Annotated in this window: 22 protein-coding genes and 1 pseudogene; 5 read left to right on the top strand and 18 right to left on the bottom strand. The window is 48.9% G+C overall.

Annotated elements, in window-relative coordinates; all coding sequences use genetic code 11:
* The first annotated feature begins 1 nt into the window (after position 1).
* The 5 genes from WC764_02920 (at position 2) to WC764_02900 (ending at position 5,147) form a co-directional block, all read left to right on the top strand.
* Complete coding sequence (locus tag WC764_02920; protein MFA6006650.1) at positions 2-949, top strand: NADH-quinone oxidoreductase subunit H; 948 nt, start codon at positions 2-4, stop codon at positions 947-949.
* A 2-nt stretch (positions 950-951) separates the two neighbouring features.
* The gene (locus tag WC764_02915) at positions 952-1,608 is read left to right on the top strand and encodes a hypothetical protein (protein MFA6006649.1); all 657 of its coding nucleotides are present in this window, start codon (positions 952-954) and stop codon (positions 1,606-1,608) included.
* A 64-nt stretch (positions 1,609-1,672) separates the two neighbouring features.
* Complete coding sequence (locus WC764_02910; GenBank protein ID MFA6006648.1) at positions 1,673-3,112, top strand: proton-conducting transporter membrane subunit; 1,440 nt, start codon at positions 1,673-1,675, stop codon at positions 3,110-3,112.
* A 7-nt stretch (positions 3,113-3,119) separates the two neighbouring features.
* Positions 3,120-4,712, top strand: coding sequence for an NADH-quinone oxidoreductase subunit C (locus WC764_02905; GenBank protein ID MFA6006647.1), 1,593 nt, complete (start codon positions 3,120-3,122; stop codon positions 4,710-4,712).
* Positions 4,713-4,805: 93 nt separating this feature from the next.
* A complete protein-coding gene (locus WC764_02900) occupies positions 4,806-5,147 on the top strand; it encodes a hypothetical protein (protein ID MFA6006646.1) in 342 nt (113 codons plus the stop codon).
* Between the two features lie 87 nt (positions 5,148-5,234).
* Here WC764_02900 and WC764_02895 read toward each other — a convergent pair whose 3' ends face one another.
* The 18 genes and pseudogenes from WC764_02895 to WC764_02810 form a co-directional block, all read right to left on the bottom strand.
* Entirely contained in the window at positions 5,235-5,477 is a 243-nt protein-coding gene (locus tag WC764_02895; GenBank protein MFA6006645.1) for a F0F1 ATP synthase subunit epsilon, read from the bottom strand.
* Positions 5,478-5,509: 32 nt separating this feature from the next.
* Positions 5,510-6,895, bottom strand: coding sequence for a F0F1 ATP synthase subunit beta (gene atpD, locus WC764_02890; protein MFA6006644.1), 1,386 nt, complete (start codon positions 6,893-6,895; stop codon positions 5,510-5,512).
* 4 nt (positions 6,896-6,899) lie between these two features.
* Positions 6,900-7,862: an ATP synthase F1 subunit gamma gene (gene atpG / locus WC764_02885; GenBank protein MFA6006643.1), complete on the bottom strand. Its 963-nt coding sequence runs from the start codon at positions 7,860-7,862 to the stop codon at positions 6,900-6,902.
* Between the two features lie 4 nt (positions 7,863-7,866).
* Entirely contained in the window at positions 7,867-8,418 is a 552-nt protein-coding gene (locus tag WC764_02880) for a hypothetical protein (protein ID MFA6006642.1), read from the bottom strand.
* A 5-nt stretch (positions 8,419-8,423) separates the two neighbouring features.
* A complete protein-coding gene (atpA, locus tag WC764_02875; protein MFA6006641.1) occupies positions 8,424-9,953 on the bottom strand; it encodes a F0F1 ATP synthase subunit alpha in 1,530 nt (509 codons plus the stop codon).
* A 112-nt stretch (positions 9,954-10,065) separates the two neighbouring features.
* Entirely contained in the window at positions 10,066-10,479 is a 414-nt protein-coding gene (locus WC764_02870; protein ID MFA6006640.1) for a F0F1 ATP synthase subunit delta, read from the bottom strand.
* A gap of 34 nt (positions 10,480-10,513) precedes the next feature.
* Positions 10,514-11,023, bottom strand: a complete 510-nt coding sequence (locus WC764_02865; protein ID MFA6006639.1) for a hypothetical protein — start codon at positions 11,021-11,023, stop codon at positions 10,514-10,516.
* A gap of 51 nt (positions 11,024-11,074) precedes the next feature.
* Entirely contained in the window at positions 11,075-11,305 is a 231-nt protein-coding gene (atpE, locus tag WC764_02860) for an ATP synthase F0 subunit C (GenBank protein ID MFA6006638.1), read from the bottom strand.
* A gap of 47 nt (positions 11,306-11,352) precedes the next feature.
* Entirely contained in the window at positions 11,353-12,144 is a 792-nt protein-coding gene (gene atpB / locus WC764_02855; protein ID MFA6006637.1) for a F0F1 ATP synthase subunit A, read from the bottom strand.
* Between the two features lie 60 nt (positions 12,145-12,204).
* Positions 12,205-12,933 carry a ZIP family metal transporter gene (locus WC764_02850; GenBank protein MFA6006636.1) on the bottom strand — a complete coding sequence of 243 codons (729 nt, stop codon included), beginning with the start codon at positions 12,931-12,933 and terminating at the stop codon, positions 12,205-12,207.
* 14 nt (positions 12,934-12,947) lie between these two features.
* Positions 12,948-13,457 carry an NUDIX hydrolase gene (locus WC764_02845; protein ID MFA6006635.1) on the bottom strand — a complete coding sequence of 170 codons (510 nt, stop codon included), beginning with the start codon at positions 13,455-13,457 and terminating at the stop codon, positions 12,948-12,950.
* 4 nt (positions 13,458-13,461) lie between these two features.
* Positions 13,462-13,797 (bottom strand): endoribonuclease MazF, encoded by a 336-nt coding sequence (gene mazF / locus WC764_02840; protein ID MFA6006634.1) that lies wholly within the window; start codon positions 13,795-13,797, stop codon positions 13,462-13,464.
* On the bottom strand, positions 13,754-14,050 hold the full coding sequence (locus WC764_02835) for an AbrB/MazE/SpoVT family DNA-binding domain-containing protein (GenBank protein ID MFA6006633.1): 297 nt from the start codon (positions 14,048-14,050) through the stop codon (positions 13,754-13,756). The genes mazF and WC764_02835 overlap by 44 nt, the downstream gene beginning before the upstream one ends.
* A gap of 61 nt (positions 14,051-14,111) precedes the next feature.
* Positions 14,112-14,501 (bottom strand): hypothetical protein, encoded by a 390-nt coding sequence (locus tag WC764_02830; protein ID MFA6006632.1) that lies wholly within the window; start codon positions 14,499-14,501, stop codon positions 14,112-14,114.
* 10 nt (positions 14,502-14,511) lie between these two features.
* The gene (locus tag WC764_02825; GenBank protein MFA6006631.1) at positions 14,512-15,150 is read right to left on the bottom strand and encodes an MBL fold metallo-hydrolase; all 639 of its coding nucleotides are present in this window, start codon (positions 15,148-15,150) and stop codon (positions 14,512-14,514) included.
* Positions 15,147-15,730, bottom strand: a pseudogene (locus WC764_02820) (DNA-3-methyladenine glycosylase I). Before WC764_02820 ends, WC764_02825 begins: the two are co-directional and overlap by 4 nt.
* Before the next feature lie 71 nt (positions 15,731-15,801).
* The gene (locus tag WC764_02815) at positions 15,802-16,674 is read right to left on the bottom strand and encodes a TPM domain-containing protein (GenBank protein ID MFA6006630.1); all 873 of its coding nucleotides are present in this window, start codon (positions 16,672-16,674) and stop codon (positions 15,802-15,804) included.
* 6 nt (positions 16,675-16,680) lie between these two features.
* The gene (locus tag WC764_02810) at positions 16,681-17,235 is read right to left on the bottom strand and encodes a LemA family protein (GenBank protein MFA6006629.1); all 555 of its coding nucleotides are present in this window, start codon (positions 17,233-17,235) and stop codon (positions 16,681-16,683) included.
* Between the last annotated feature and the right edge of the window lie 21 nt (positions 17,236-17,256).

Here is a 17,256-nt window from a genome sequence, read left to right as displayed (position 1 = left end):
CATGACTTTATCTTTCAATATAAATATCTTGATTTTTTGGATACTGCAACTCCTGCTCATACCGGTCATGGCACCGTTCGTCATCGGCATGACTCGCAAATTTAAGGCCCTCTTCCAGAATCGTGAAGGTGCTTCTATCTTCCAGCCCTATCGTGATCTGTGGAAACTCTTTCATAAAGACGAAGTTGTGAGCCACGATGCCTCGTGGATATTCCTAGTGGCGCCTTATATTATATTTGCGGTAATGATAGTTATCGGCGCCGGCATCCCGCTCGTCTCAAGCGCCTTCCCCAATATACTGACGAGCGACTTCTTGCTTATTATTTATCTGCTTGCCTTGGCAACGTTCTTCTTGGCCTTGGCCGGTATCGACACGGGCGCCGGCTTCGGCGGCTTCGGCTCTTCTCGCGAGATGATGGTGGCATCACTCACGGAGGGCGGGCTCATCCTCTCGTTACTTTCGCTCGCTCTCATCGCCGGCACCTCCAACCTTTTCGGCATCTCGGCGCGCATAGCGGCACTGCCGTTCTTACATTCGACCCCGCTCCTTCTCGCCTTCATGAGCTTTATTATTTCGCTCTTGGCCGAGACCAAGCGCTTCCCCTTCGACAATCCTGCGACTCACCTGGAACTCACTATGATCCACGAGGCGATGATACTGGAATACTCCGGCAAGCGCCTGGCCTTGATCGAGTGGGCGGCCTGGGGCAAATATCTGATCTTCATCGCGCTTGGTGCCAACCTCTTCTTCCCGATGGGCATCAGCGCATCGCTCTCGCTCTTTTCTGTAATACCGGCCCTAGTAATCTTTATCCTTAAGGTTCTCGCCTTCTGCTTCGGTATCGCCTTTATCGAATCGACAATGGCGAAGTACCGTATCTTCCGCCTGCCTGACCTCTTGTTCACCTCATTCATTATCAACATCATCGCGATTGCGCTTATAATCTAAACATGGATCTACTCTCTCCCCAATTTGTGTTTACCGCCATTGCGATAGTCTTTGTCTCTATAGTCCTCATGCATTTGGTGAAGAAGAACTCGACCGTAGTCTGGCTCTATGTCTTGCAGTCGGCAGTAGTGGTGTTCCTCCTTATAATGTCATCTATCACGGAGCTGTCTCTTCTTTTGGCACTTGCCTTGATATCAACAATTGTTATTAAACTTTTCATTGCGCCGACATTCTTCTTTAATCTAATTAAACGCCATCAATTGGTATTCTCTGCGACAACATACCTCAATACTCCCCTCACTCTCTTTTGTATTGCCGCGCTTGTTGCCTTCACCGAATCGTTCTTGCGCCAGCCGCTTACTTTGTTCACGTCTGTCGATACCACCTTGCTTATTATCGCAGTCTCGGCAATATTCTGTTCGTTCTTGCTTATCGTCAATCGTAGAGGAGCTTTGTCGCAGATGATTGGCATCCTTTCGGCCGAGAATGCCATAGTCTCGTTCGCACTCTTTGCCGGGTTGGAACAGAGCCCGAGCCTCCAGCTCGGCATCATGTTCGACCTCCTTATTTGGATACTCGTCGCCACCGTCTTCGCCTCTATGATCTACAGAGAATACGGTTCGCTCGACGTGAGCGAAATGACTCATCTTACAGAATAAAATAAGTCGGGGAGGTTCAACCTTGAGCATCTAAAAGGTTGAACCTCCCCGACAAAAAACAAATATGCTTTTAATTTTACTTATCCTGATCCCGCTCATCGCCGCACTTAGCTCGTGTGCGACCAATAAACCGCGCGCGCTCGAGGCGATAACCGTCACAAGCGCTGTCCTTGGCTTTATCATTTGGGCACTCATCGCAAAGGAAGTATTGGCCGCGGGCAGATACAGTTACCTTCCCTTCTTCTCTGTCGATGCGCTCGGACTCATTGTTCTCTTTACTGTCGCTCTTATTGGTGCCGCCGCCGCTTGCTACTCCGTCGGCTATATCCGCGCAGAGGTGGAGAAAGGGATAATAAAGACCCGTGTGCAGGAATATTACATTCTCGTCAATCTATTCTTGCTCGCCATGTTCTTCGCCATCACGACAGTAAGCCCGATACTCATGTGGATCGCAATCGAGGCGACGACACTATCGACCGCCTTCCTCGTCTCCTTCTATAATAAACAGTCGACTATCGAGGCCGCATGGAAGTATCTCTTGATTAACTCGGTCGGCCTTCTCATCTCCTTCTTCGGCACTCTTTTATTCTTGACCGCCGTCTCGCATACGAGCAACGTAGGATTCCTCGATTGGCAAACGCTCCTCGCGAACGCCGGCAACTTGGAGCCTCTCATCGCCAAGATCGCCTTCATCTTCATTCTTGTTGGCTTCGGCACCAAGGTCGGCTTCGCCCCAATGCACACCTGGAAGCCGGATGCTTACACCAAGACTCCAACACCAGTCACCGCGCTATTTTCCGGCTCGCTCTTGAACGTCGCCTTGCTCGCTATCATAAGGTTTAAGGTGGTTACCGACACAGCACTCGGCGTCGCATTCTCGCAAAATCTGCTTATTTTCTTCGGGCTATTCTCGATAATCATCGCGGCCTTCATCATGCTCGTTCAGAAGAATTATAAGCGCCTCTTCGCCTACTCGTCTATCGAGCACGCTGGCATAATGGCGCTCGGCCTCGGCTTCGGCGGTATCGCCGCGCCGGCCGCCATTCTCCATATGGTTTACCACTCGATTGCCAAATCCATGCTCTTCTTCACCTCCGGCAATATCTTCCTTAAATACAGCTCGACGAAAATAGCAAAGGTAAAGGGTGTTCTGACCGCGCTTCCGATTACGGGCGTTATGCTAATCATCGGCTTCTTGGCTATTGCCGGCGTACCGCCTTTCGGTATCTTTATAACAGAATTTTACATTCTCTCTTCCGGTATCACAGCTCATCCGGTACTCGTCACCATCGCACTTGCCGCACTCGCACTGGTCTTCGTCGGGCTATTGCGTCATATCGTCAGCTTATCGTTCAGTAAGACAGATGAGGGCACTTCGACGGGCGAATTCAGTCTCTGGACGACGATTCCTCCGCTTGTTCTCTTGGTTCTTCTCATTATCCTTTCTTTGTATTTGCCTTTGCCATTAAGACTTTTACTTAATGCCGTCGACACATCTATATAAAACTATTATGACTGAAGAACTCAAAACAAAATATCTTGCCGCCGGCTTCGTTACGAACACATATGGCAATCTCACCACGTTCGAAGTCGCACCGGCAGATATCATCGCAGTAGCCGGCAATTTGTATCATGAGCACAATCTCCCGCTTAAACTGATCACCGCGCTTGACGAGCGCAAAGAACACGGCAAGTTAAAAGTGATGTACATCTTCGGCGTCCCCAGCGAGAATGAGTTCATCGCGCCGTATATTTTGACCGATAAAGAATTCCCTTCTCTCACGCCGACCATTCATGAAGCAAACGCTTATGAGCGCAAAATCATGTCGTTCTTCGGCATTACGGCCCTCGGCCATCCTGACCCGCGCCCGATGATTCTCCATGAGAATTGGCCGGCAAACGTCCACCCGTTACGCAAAGATTTTAATGTTACAACGCGACCGGACCGCACGACAGGGCACTATGAATTCACTCATATCCAAGGCGAAGGCATTTATGAAATTCCCGTAGGTCCGGTCCACGCCGGCATCATCGAGCCCGGGCACTTCCGCTTCAATGTCGCCGGTGAAGAGATCTTGAACCTCGAAGGCAGACTCGGCTATTCGCACAAAGGCAGTGAGAAATTATTCGAAACCTTGCCGCTCGCGGAGAAAATTAAATTATCAGAAAGGATTTCCGGCGATACTTCATTCAGTCATTCGCATGCCTTTATCCGCGCACTGGAGAAGCTCTCCGATACCCATGTCTCGGAGCGTACGCGCTACCTGCGCACTATCTTTAGCGAGCTCGAGCGTATTGCCTGCCACTCTGGCGATATCGGGATGATCCTCATGGACACCGGCTTCAGCTTCGGCGGGATGCATGGCGCAAGACTTCGCGAGAGTATCATGCGCTGGAACGAGAAGCTCTCTGGTAGCAGATTCCTTCGCGGTGTAAATACCATAGGAGGAATACAAAAAGACGTTGCAGATTCATTGCTCGCCGAGCTCAAAACATTCTTAACTGGTTTTGAAAAGGACTTTAATGAAGTCATAGGCGTAGCCGGCAACAGTAGCTCGGTCTTGAACCGTTTAGAAGGTACGGGCATTCTTGACCGGACAATTGCAAAAGATCATGGCGTCACCGGTATCGCCGGGCGCGCTTGCGGTATAGACCGCGACACACGCCGCGACTTCCCCTACGCGGCTTACCCGTACCTACAGATGACTGTGGCCAAGGCTAATACCTGCGATGTGTTGGCGCGCTATTCGATAAGAGTGCAGGAGGTGCGCAACAGCATCACCATCATTCGCGAAGCCATAGAAAAAATGCCCAAGATAGTTATTGGAAGTTCCAGCACCATCACCGCTCTCCCCCACAAGAAACTTTCTGAAATTATTTTCAAGCCGAATTCTTACGTTGTCAGCATTGTAGAAGGTTGGCGCGGTGACTTGGTACACTTCGTTGCCACCGATTCCGCCGGCCACATTACCCGTGTCGACGTTCGTGACCCGTCATTCTTGAACTGGACAGCCGTAGGCTACGCCGGCCGAGGCAACATGGTCCCCGACTTCCCCCTCATCAACAAGTCCTTCAATCTCTCGTACACCGGCAACGATTTGTAAACACCGGTTGACTTATTCTCAATAAAACATAGTATACATATTGATTTTGTCGCGCTCGTCGTTCGAACAAGCGCCTATAATGAGGAGGTTAAGGTGGTACAAGCAAAGAAACCACGTATAACGTGGCGCGAGCGGTGGTTCGTCGTGTTCTGCATGACGAATTCTGCCTTCCCCGGCAAGCCGCAGGAAATTGAGAGTGATGACATAACAAAACTCTCGATTCCGCCAGAGATGGAGCGTATCGAAACCTTTCGCCGCTCGAGCGCCGTGGTAACAACCAACGACAAGGAGAGGTTGCTCGAGGAGAAGGAGAAGTTCGATGTGAAGCACTATTACTCGGGCCCGATCGCCGAAGACCGTCTCACATCAGGAGACGCGATCGAAGTCGTCGGACCACCAGGCTTCCAGAGGAAGATCTATCGCTGGAAGAGCTGACCACCTCAATCGTTAACGGGAGACTGGGCCCGCGCTTCATCACCCAGTCAGCAACAAAGAACATCACCGAGCGTGGTGTTTTTTGTTTTATTCTTCCACAATCACTCGTGCGGAATTCCCAGGCTGGACTTCGAGGAAGCCTGATACTACTTCGAATTCGTGTTGTTTGTCTTTATGATCAATCACCTTCAGCTTGCCTTTGGCGAGCATAGTGATGAGCGGGCGGTGATGGTCTAGCACGGTAATTTCGCCGGACGTAGTTTTACAATTCAGCTCTTTAGCCTCTCCTTGGAACAAAATCTTTTTTAATGAATATATACCGAGTTTCATATTTTGTATTTCTAACTCCCAACTCCTATCTCCTAACTCCTACCAGCGTCCGCTACCTCCTCTATCGAACCCTTCATATAGAAGGCGTCTTCCGGCAGGTGGTCGTACTTGCCTTCGAGGATTTCTTTGAATGAACGCACGGTGTCCGGGAGCTTCACGAACTTGCCAGAGCGACCGGTGAATGTCTCGGCCACGAAGAACGGCTGTGAGAGGAAGCGCTGGACCTTGCGCGCGCGATCGACGGTGGTGCGGTCTTCGACAGAGAGTTCTTCGATACCGAGAATAGCAATAATGTCTTGGAGCTCATTGTAACGCTGGAGCATCTTCTGCACACCGCGAGCCACTTCATAATGTTCGCGTCCGACAATCTTGGGGTCGAGCGCCGTAGAAGTCGAGGCTAATGGGTCAATGGCCGGATAGATACCGATTTCGGTCAGCGCACGAGAAAGTACTATTGTAGAATCGAGGTGAGCAAAGGCTGTCGCCGGTGCCGGATCGGTGATGTCGTCTGCCGGCACATAAATAGCCTGCACTGAAGTAATCGAACCTTTCTTGGTCGTCGTAATGCGCTCTTGTAGCTCTGCCATTTCTGATGCCAATGTCGGCTGATAACCCACAGCTGATGGTAAACGGCCTAGGAGAGTCGAAACTTCGGAGCCCGCTTGTGAGAATCTGAAGATGTTGTCCAAGAAAAAGAGCACGTCCTTACCCTGCTCGTCGCGGAAGTATTCCGCCATGGTTAAGGCAGTCAGTGCTACGCGCGCGCGAGCGCCCGGCACCTCATTCATCTGGCCAAAGACCATTGCCGTCTTGCCGATAACGCCGGAATCCTTCATCTCTACATATAAGTCGTTACCTTCACGTGTGCGTTCGCCGACGCCGCCGAAAACCGACGAGCCGCCATGAACTTCGGCCACGTTGCGCATCAGCTCTTGGAGGAGCACCGTCTTGCCCACACCCGCACCGCCGAAGAGTCCGACTTTACCACCCTTCACGAACGGCGCGATGAGGTCAATGGCCTTGATGCCTGTAACGAAAATCTCGGTCTTGGTCGACTGTTCTGTCAGTGGCGGAGCCGAGCGGTGAATAGGCCAGCGCTTTTCGAACTTATTGTCTGTCTTCGTCAGCGGCGTACCAATGACATTAAAGATATTGCCGAGCACACCCTCGCCGACCGGTACCTCAATCTGGTGGCCCATGTCCGTCACCTCGGCCCCGCGCGTGAGGCCATCGGTCGATTGCATCGAGATGGCGCGCACCTTGCCCGGCTCGACGTGCTTCATGACTTCAAGTGTGAGCTCCCCTTCTCCCAATTTAACTCGCATCTCGCCATAAATCGGCGGCAGAGATACACCCTCATCGAAAGTAACATCGACGACCGGCCCGACCACTTGTGCAACTGTTCCTGTGTTTTTCATATGTTTAAATGTTAGATGTTACTTCGATAATTTCTCTGGTAATTGCTGCTTGGCGGGATTTGTTAAATGATTGGGTTAATGAATTGACCAAGTCTTCGGCATTGCTCGAGGCGGACTCCATCGCCATTCGCCTTGCGGCATGCTCGGAAGCGTTGGCCTCGAGCACGAGGAAGTAAAATTGCATCAGTACTAGGTGCGGAACAAGTGCGGTAAGTAATTCTGTCGGTGAGGGTTCTATAATATATTCGGTAGACAGCCAAGGACTCACCTCTCCCCGCTCCGCTCCTTGAGGAGAGACCTTGGCTGGCAACATAAAAGATTCGAGTTCTTTGCGTAAATTTGCAAATCGCCCGTGCTCTGGGACAATTTCGCGAACTGTATTCTTTAACGTCGTCGTGTCGACCGGCAGAATATCACGTTGTAAAACTTCTTGTCGCAGTGCCGTTCTAAAATGTGTAGAAAATACCGTGACTTTGTCCCACTTCTCGCTTAAATAACCGTCAGTCACTAAAGTAGCCAGCGGTGTAACCTCATCCAACTCTGTCATATCCCCTACTTTTATAAAAGTCTGAATTGGCGTGATACCCTTGCGCTCAAGATATTTTGCCGATTTGATACCGACGGCAATGAATGAGGCCGGCGCGAGATCCTTCTCTTCCAGAAACTTATCGAGCTCGCGGAATACTGAGCTGTTAAATGATCCGGCCAAGCCTTTGTCAGAAGCGACGACGACGACAAGCGTGTGCTTTACTTCTCGTTGTGTGAGCAATGGCGGCAAAATTACGTTCGGCATACTCACAATGTTTGCGAGCAAGTCGAGCGCAGTGAAGCTGTATGGGCGAGAATTCAAAGCCACTTCTTGACTTTTTCTCATTCGAGTAGCAGCCACGAGTTCCATCGCCTTCGTTATCTGGCGAATGTTATTCGTGCCTTTTATTCTGCGCTTTGTTGCTTGGAGGGATTCCATATAATTATCTTCTTAGTTCTGAATCGTGAACGTAGCCCTTTACTCGCATCTTTTTGTAAATTGGGAAAAAATATTTGACGACTGTGGCAGGATCTAATTTCTTTCCAAATCCCGACTCTTTGCCCAGTTCGCTCGTTAGAGACATAACATGCGCGTCAATCAATCCCTCAATCTCTTCTTGCGAGATACCGACTTCTTCTGCTGATTTTAATAATTCCTCTTGAAATTGTCGTGAGGTCTGATCGAGCCACTTTTGAGAGTGTGAAGTTAATTCCTCTTGCCGTCTCGATTCGTTTTTAATACCTTCGATAGGCTGGCGATTAGGGATATCCCAGTCTTTAAGCTGATCATGATGACTAGACTTATAAGTTTGCTTTTCTTTTCCAGGAAAATATGCCCAGAAATTATTCATGAAGCTTGTGATATCTAAATTCTTTCTTTCTTCACTACTCCGCCAGCTAGGATAATATTTATCTAGCTCACTTTCGATTTGAGCTTCAACTTCTTTCTCTCGATCGAGTTTTTCCTGTTCTGGGTCAATTACTGGGTCTGACATATTTTTTATTTCACCTGCAGCTTAAAGTGTTCGAGGGCTTCCTTCAACTTAGCTTCGACAGATTCGGATAGTTCGCCACTTGTGCGCATTGGTTCTAAGATATCTTTCTCATGCAGCTCTTTTAGATAAGTTAAGTATCTTGTCTCAACATCGCGCACTTCTTCGACTTTGTAATCGTTAAAATGCCCGCCGAGGACAGCATAAAAGACTACCACCTGCTCCTCGAATGGGCGCGGATTCTGATCATCCTGCTTTAATACTTCGGTAATGAGCTGGCCTTGCTGGATGCGGGCTTTAGTGGCGGCGTCGACGTCGGATGCAAACTGCACGAACGCTTGGAGCTCGCGGAACTGGGCGAGTTGGAGGCGGAGCTTGCCGGCAACTTTCTTCATCGCTTTGGTCTGTGCGGCAGAACCCACGCGTGACACCGAGAGGCCGACGTTAATAGCCGGGCGCTCGCCTTTGTTGAACAAGCCTGACTCGAGGAATATCTGCCCATCGGTGATGGAGATGATGTTCGTTGGCACGTAGGCGGTAATGTCGCCGAGCTGGGTTTCCACAATCGGCAGTGCAGTGAGCGAGCCTCCGCCTTTTTCTTTCGAGAGTTTAGCGGCTCGCTCAAGCAGGCGTGAATGCAAATAGAAAATATCACCCGGGTAAGCTTCGCGGCCGGGCGGACGACGAAGCAAGAGTGATACCTGGCGATACGCCCAAGCATGTTTCGAAAGGTCGTCGTAAATAACGAGCGCGTCATCACCTCGATCGCGGAAATATTCTCCGATAGCACAGCCGGCATAAGGAGCCAAGTACCACTGGGCGGCCGGGCTCGATGCCGGTGCCGATACTATTATAGTGTACTTATCGGCACCTTGAGTCTTTAAAGTTTCCATCAGCTTGGCCACCTTTGCCTCTTTCTGGCCAATTGCGACATAAATACAAATTGGTCGTTTGCGACCCGTATCAAATTGCTGGTTGATTATCGCGTCTAAAGCAATCGCCGTCTTACCCACACCGCGATCACCGATTATAAGCTCGCGCTGGCCGCGGCCGATCGGGATCATAGCGTCGATAGATTTGAGGCCGGTATGGAGCGGGACCTTGACCATTTCGCGATCAAGCACCGATGGTGCCGCCGCTTCCAAGGGGTAAGTGTTAAAATCTTTTTTCGCAAATAAAGCGCCTTTGCCGTCAACGGCATTGCCAAGCGGGTCTACGACTCGGCCGATGAGTTCATCACCAACACCGATACGAATAGTCGCCCCGGTACCGCGGACAGTGTCGCCCACCTTCACCATTGTGTAATCACCGAGAACAAGTGCGCCGACAGAATCTTCTTCCAGGTTAAGTGCTAAGGCTGATACGACGCCGGTTGCGGTCGTCACCTCGAGCGTCTCCTGACTGCCGATCTTCTTCAGCCCTTTTATCTTCACGATACCATCCCCCACCTCTATCACCTCGCCAATCTCCTCCCAGCGGGGGTCGGCCTTGAACCCTGCAATCTCTTTCTTTAATTTTTCTACGATTTCGTATGACATAATATGGAATGAATTACTTTTTAAAATCCTAGGCGGGGGCGTGCCGTTCCGCCATCTGTTTGCAAGTTCCAAGAAGTTGGCGGAATGGGGCTAAGGGATTTTAAAAAGTAATTCATGCAGTAGCGAATAATTTATTAACGCGGGAACGGAACGATAAATCTAGGACGCGACTTTCATTTTCAGAAACGATCACGCCGGCGACAAGGTGCGGATCAAGATGCGTCTCTACAGAATCTCGGTCTGTGAGCTGTAGCGCTTTGGTCAAACTTTTTATCGCATTATCTTTAAGCGGTAAAGTCGAACGAAGTGTAAACTTTCTGGCGCCGGTCTTCTTGGCCCAAGCCGATTCGATAGCGAGAATGATTTGCGGAAGTTTATTTTCTTTACCCGCTTTCTTAAGAATATCTGCCGCTCGGGCAATGATTTCTGCTTCAGAAGCTCGGCTTCCGGGCTCTGTTTTGAGAAGCCGAGCTTCTTGGATTGCTTCGACGAATGCGTTGGCGAATTGTTGAGGGGTGAATTTCATAATGTTTAGTTTCAGAAGGCGAAACCTTGGGCATCTAGAAGGTTTCGCCTTCTGAAACCTTGGCCAGTGCTTCTTTAACCAGAGCCTCGTGCACGGCACTTGGGTCCAGTGCGACTGTTTTGAGCAAGGCTTCTTTGACCATTGCCACCGCTTCTTTGCCGATCTCCGCTTCTGACTCTGCTCGCTTGGCCAATATAAGCTTCTTTGCTTCAGCAAGAGCGGTTTCGACTTTCTTATTCGCTGCCGTCATAAGTTCTGCCTCGCGATCCTTAGCTCTATCCTCGGTCGCCTTCATTAGAGCTTGCGCCTCGGCTTCGGCCTTAGCCATCTGGCCGCGCTTAAGTATCTCTATCTCACTCAAGCGTTTATCGGCCGCATCGGCATTGGCGAGACCTTCATCAATATGCGCCTTACGCTTCTTCAGAATCTCGATTATCGGCTTGTACGCGACCAAGCGGAGTATCACAAGCAGGATCAAGAAGTTCACCACTTGCGAGAGCAAGAGCTTCCAATCCACCCCGAATTTTAAGACGAAATCTTCCATAATTTAGCCGCTAAGGTGAGTCCTCCAGAGGGAGGTCTCTCCTTGGCGCCCTTACTTAACGAATTTGATAATCAACGCAACAACGAGCGCGTAAATTGCAATAGCTTCTGCGAACGCAATAGCCAAAATCATTGCTGTCTGGATCTTGGATGCCGCCTCCGGGTTGCGCCCGATAGCCTCTGCACCCTTAGATCCGATCATACCGATTGCGATTGCCGGCACGATTGTACCGAAGGCGATTGCCGCACAAGTCGCCCAAAGTCTTACTGATTCTATATCCATGTTGTTTTACTAATTACTAATTATTAATTAATTCGACAATTGAATTCTTAAGGTTCAACCTTTTGGGTGCTTAAGGTTGAACCTTGGCTGTGTGCTCCGGCTTCTGCGTGAGCATCGTGAGAGGTGGTATGCAACCCGAGGAAGACCAGGGTAAGCATAGCGAAGACGAAAGCCTGGATAAATCCGACAAATATCTCAAGAAACATGAACGGCAATGGGACAATATAGCCGACAAGAAAAGCAACGATGGTAAGGAGCACCTCCCCGGCGAAGACATTGCCAAAGAGACGGAATGAGAACGAAACAACTTTTGCGAATTCTGAGACCAGCTCGAGAATACCGACGAAGAAATTGATTGGGTCGCTGAAGTTGAAGAATTTACCAAGATGCCCGAAGAATCCGAGTTTAATCATACCGAGCAGGTTCGCCGCCACAACGGATGATATTGCGATCGCAAGTGTAAAGTTCAAATCGCTTGCCGGTGAACGCAAGAGGGGGACGATACCTTCTTCTGTATGAAAAAGTATCGAGCCCATCCCTGGCAATAGTCCGAGCCAGTTCGAAGTAATGACAAAGAGAAAGATAGTCGCAATAAGCGGCAAATATTTCTCTGCCGCTTCGCGCGAGCCAAGCACCGACTCCATGAGTTCGAGCAAAGCTTCGAGAACAACCTCGACGATATTTTGCAACCAGCCGACAGAAAGCTTAATCTTCTCGTTCAGTATCATGCCAACGACAACCAACCCAAAAAGAGCTAAAAATGAGACCAGATACGTGTTAGTTATCGGCAAACTGCCTATATGGAACAGTTCTTCGGCCTTTAGGGATATTTCGGGCATTTGGCGCGATTATACCTTATTTCAGGCCAAAACTGAAGGGTTTTATTAATTAGACCCCGCCTACCCCTTCATTGCAAGGGTGATAGCAAAATAGATAATGAGCATACCGAGGACGGTCGAGATCGTCGTCCAAGGCTTGGGATGCCTATGGTGGCTCTCGGGGAGCAAATCGGAGGCTCCTATATAGAAGAAGAAGCCAGCAAACAAGGCGAGCACCATGCCGAGTTGGTTGTCAGTAAGTATAAACTGCGAGCCTACCAATACGCCCAGTAAGGGCGCTACTGCATCGGCCGCAAGCCACTTTAGAGCGCGAACTTTTTCTCTTGTGCCCTTGAGTATCATATTAACCGTATTGATACCATCGGAGAAGTCGTGTACGAGTACTGCCACCGCAACAACGGCGCCGACCGCAACGGAGACCTGAAAGGCCAGGCCGATACCAAGCCCATCAAGAAAGCTGTGTGTAATAAGTGCTAAAGCGCCAAGTTTGCCATCGTGATGATGCGTCTCATTGACTGCTTCTTCACCATTATGACTCAAACCGGAGATAGTACGGTCCAGTATCATAAATAGCCCGAAGCCGAAAGCCAAGACAGTCGTTACAGTGAGATGATCTTCTGTTCCTCCAATGAGCGCCATGGCCTCCGGCATAAGGTCGAAGAAGGCCACACCGAGCACCGCCCCGGCACTGAAGCCGAGAATAAGATGCAACTTGTCGCTGTACTTCAAAGCAAAAAGTCCGCCGAGGAGAGTGAAGATAGACGTGGCGATGGCAATGATAAATATCATTTTAAAAAATTAAATTAGCTGAATAATTTTATTGTTTGTTTAACTTCTTTGTCAACTCCCTTTATGCAACGATACTCTTTAACCTCTTTCGCATTAACCCAAGCGAGGTCGGTGAAGCCGCCTTTCTCTGGTACAACATTACCACTTAAATACTGCGCCGCAAACTTCACCAGTATAACCGGTGTCTCGTCCGGCCTAATAAACGCGACGCTGTTTATATATTTAAGCGGGCCTTTTATTTTTACATTGGCCTCCTCGAGCGCTTCGCGCGCGAGCAAATCTTCGACTTTGTTTTCATAATCTAGTACGTCGCCGTTCACACGGGTCGGATGCTTCACTGGCAGATCCTTCCATTCCAGCTTCCCTCCCGGCACCGCCCACTTGCCCGGATGAACCTTTTCCCGTTCATCGCGCTTTAATATCAGACATCTTCTATCTTTTGCCCTGTAAATAACCACATTAGCGACGAAGTAAAAAAGCTTCTCCGGTTTAGCGTGTGTGAGTGAAATTTTCTTCGCCCGCATGCAGTTACTTTGTTATAAGTGCGACAATTCTCGCTTGAACTTGTAAAAGCGTTTCTGAATTGATGACACCGTGGTATTTAATTTGGCGAGTTATCCAGTCAAGCGTTCTGATTTGGTCAGCTTGCACTACACCAACAATACCATTTGATGATATTGCAACTTCGAACTGATATCCTTTAACTTTGGTTGATATTGGACAACAGACAAAAATCCCCGTGCGGCAGTTGTACTCTTCTGGCGACAAAACAACGACGGGCCGTCTCCCATTTTGTTCATGTCCGAGCGCAGGGTCGAGACTAACCCAAACGACGTCGCCTCTTTTTGGGTAATATCTTTTCATTCCATTCGACAATTTCACGTCCGACGTCAATAACATCTTCCCACTCGTTTTTGATGCCACCTTCTGGAATGCTGGCAATCATCTCGTCGAGGGTCGGAATTCTCGGACCTTTTTTGACTGGTTTATATACATAAGCTCCGTTCCTAATCTCTAGTGTAAGTTCGTCGCCAGGCTTAAGGTTCAACTTTCCAAGAGCGGCTTTTGGCAAGCCCAACGCATAACTATTTCCCCATTCGCGTAATTTCGTAGTCATAATCTTGATTACTCATGTATAAACATAGTATAAACGTACCATTATTCGTTGTCAATACCGCTTATCGCAACTGCGGATTATCTTTGATAAAATCCGTTATTTTCTGGACCAACTCAGTCGCGCCGGAGTAGTGGTCGATATGCTTGGTCAGGACGAGTAAACTGCGGGAATAGTCACGGCCGTATTGATACAAACAGAATATTTGCTTGCCGTGTTCGCTCGCCCAGCCAAGCTCTATTCCTGAACCCGTTGAAGGATACGAGACTTCTGCCAAGACGAAGCTTGATCTTATTATCTCGTCTTTCATGTTGTGGGGCTCACTGCCATAGTCCCGTTCATGTGGGAAGATAAATATATGCTCTTTCGCCAAAGGCGACGCCTGCAAAGGTTCGTAAAGAAATTCGCGAAAATCATAATTTTTGTCGGTCGCGTGTGAAATGTAGATACGCATAGATTAGTTTTTAAAATTCGTATTCTTTGCCGTCTTCGAGAATCCGGAAATCAATACCTTCTTTCGGGAGAATCTGCTGTGAGAGTCCATGTGCCATACCGGGCCATTTTAAGTTCGCATCGTGAATTGCGAAGGCGTATTTGGGTTTTATGGCCTTGGCGAAGTCAACAGCCTCGGCTACCCTGCACCATGGCGCAATAACCGGCAAGGCGAGAATTTCGACCTGCCGAGCAGGAATAGTCTCGAACGAATCACCAGGATGAAAAAATTTGCCGGCGACAAGATAACCCGTGTTAGCCGTGCGCGGAAGCGTCGGATAGATAAGCGCGTGTTGCGTGCCAGTGCCCTCAATCTCCACTGTGCCGATCTTAATCCCCTGCCCATCTTCTATAATCTGGTAGGCAATGCCGGCTTTGTCTAACTGCGCGCCGACACCGGAGTTCGTAATAACTTGCGCGTCTTTATTGGTATCTAAAATTTTCTTAAGAATTTCCGGCGTGTAATGATCCTGATGTTCGTGCGTAATTATTATCGCGTCAATGTTCGCCAGATTTTCCGGAATGGTCGAATAATTCCCCGGGTCGAACAAAAGCCGAACTCCCTCCTCCTCGACAAGCAAACAAGAATGCCCGAACTTAGTTATTTTCATTTTAGTTTTTGAATTTCTCTGTATCTAAAGCATGATATCAGATGATCATTAACCAGGCCAGCGCCTTGCATGAACGCATATATAATAGTGCTGCCAACGAAGGTCATACCGCGCTTTTTCAAGTCTTTACTCAAGGCATCTGATTCTTTAGAGGTCGCCCCGATATCACTTGATTGTTTATGTGAATGAATTATTGGCTTATTCCTTACCCATTGCCACAAATATTTTTCAAATGAGCCGAACTCTTTTTGGACATTCAGAAAGGCTTGTGCATTTTTAATCGTGCCAGCTATTTTTAACCTATTACGGATAATGCTAGTGTCTTTCATAAGCCTCGCTACATCCGCGCTCGTCATCTTCGCCACTTTCTTAACGTCGAAGTTTTGAACGCCTTTTTAAATCCCGCGCGCTTTCGCAAAATTATTTGCCATGACAGCCCGGCCTGGAACGTGTCGAGTACGATGTATTCGAACAATATTTTATCATCATGCTGTGGCACTCCCCATTCCGTATCATGATACTTAATCATTTGCGCATCATCTTTCGGCCAAGTGCATCGAGACTTTATTTTCTTTTCCATCTTCTGGATCTACTTTGTAACTTTCAACTTTCAAACTTTATGAACTTTACAAACTTTATAACTTGTTCAGTTCACCAGCTTCCGGAGCTTCCACCGCCGCCGGACGATCCTCCGCCGAAGCCGCCAAATCCCCCTCCACCTCCGGATCCTCCGCCCCAGCCGCTGCCCCCACCGCCAATCCACCATGGGAAGTGGCCATTCGCCTTACCTTTCGTATAATTTTTCGAAACGATGTAATCGAACAAAAGCCCTGCGGGTATAAGTACAATTGCCGAGATAATAAATATCCCGGCCGAAGCCATAAAGAAACCGGCCAAACCAGCAACAGCGCCTCCAATAACTCCACCCGCCCACCACGATTTGGAGCGCGCGAGAATAGCCCCGAGCCATTCAATCAACATCACAGCAATGAAAAATACCCAAAAATAGTCTATATCTCCAGCATTTGTTGTGGGTTCAGCAGTAGGTAAAACTTCGCCTTGTGTCGCTGAAATAATTTTGTCGGTCGCGTCATTAATACCCTGCGCGTAATTGCCAGCCTTGAACGCAGGCGTCAGAATATCACGAGTAATCCAATAACTCTGCGCATCGGTTAAGGCACCCTCGAGGCCATAGCCCACTTCTATTTTCATCTTTCTGTCATCACGGGCAACGAGGAGCAGGACGCCGTTATCTTTATCTTTCTTCCCTATCCCCCAATCTGCAAAAAGCTTAACGGCAAAGTTCTCGACTGTGTCGCCATCGAGAGAAGGTATCGTGACTATAGCAATTTCATTGCCTGACTTTTTCTCGAAAGCCGAAATCTTCGCCTCAAGCGTTGTAGCATCTGCAGGCGCAAGCATATTCGCAGTATCATTCACAAAGCCAGTGGGCCGTGAAAGCTGATAATATGCCGACGAAACTGCCGGTGCGAGCAGGAGAAAAAGTAGTGCTAATTTTTTCATCAAGAATTAGAGCTGCACTTCCGGAGCTTTCTCGGCGCCCGGTGCAGATTCGAAGAAGGCTTTAACACTGAAGCCGGAGATTCTAGCAATAATACTTGAAGGGAAAAGTTGGACGGAGGTGTTGTAAGATTTGATTGCATCATTGAATCTTCCGCGCTCCACGCTGATGCGATTCTCTGTGCCCTCAAGCTGTGCCATGAGCGTTTGAACAGTGTCGATCGACTTTAGTTGCGGATAATTCTCTATCACCGCAAGCAAACGAGACAACGATGATTCGACTTGGTTTGTCGCGGCCACCTTTTCATCCAGTGTTCTTGCGCCACCATACTGCGTGCGCGCCTCTGCAATCGCATCGAATACCGCCTGCTCTTGGGTCATTGCGCCCTTCACAGAATTTACAAGGTTAGGAATGAGGTCAAAGCGGCGCTGATACTGCGTCTCTACCTGCGCCCATTGACCCTGGATACCCTGGTCAAGCTTAATAAATCGGTTATAAGTCATCATCCAATAGCCGAGGGCCACAACAACAACGACAAGTAAAATCCACCATTTTTTGCTCATAATATTTATATTAACTAATTG

This window comes from Candidatus Paceibacterota bacterium (assembly GCA_041660505.1).
Classification (GTDB): domain Bacteria; phylum Patescibacteriota; class Minisyncoccia; order Phycocordibacterales; family JACRKE01; genus JBAZWG01.
The sequence above is the reverse complement of the archived record's forward strand: the minus strand, read 5'-3'. Positions and strand labels throughout refer to the sequence as shown.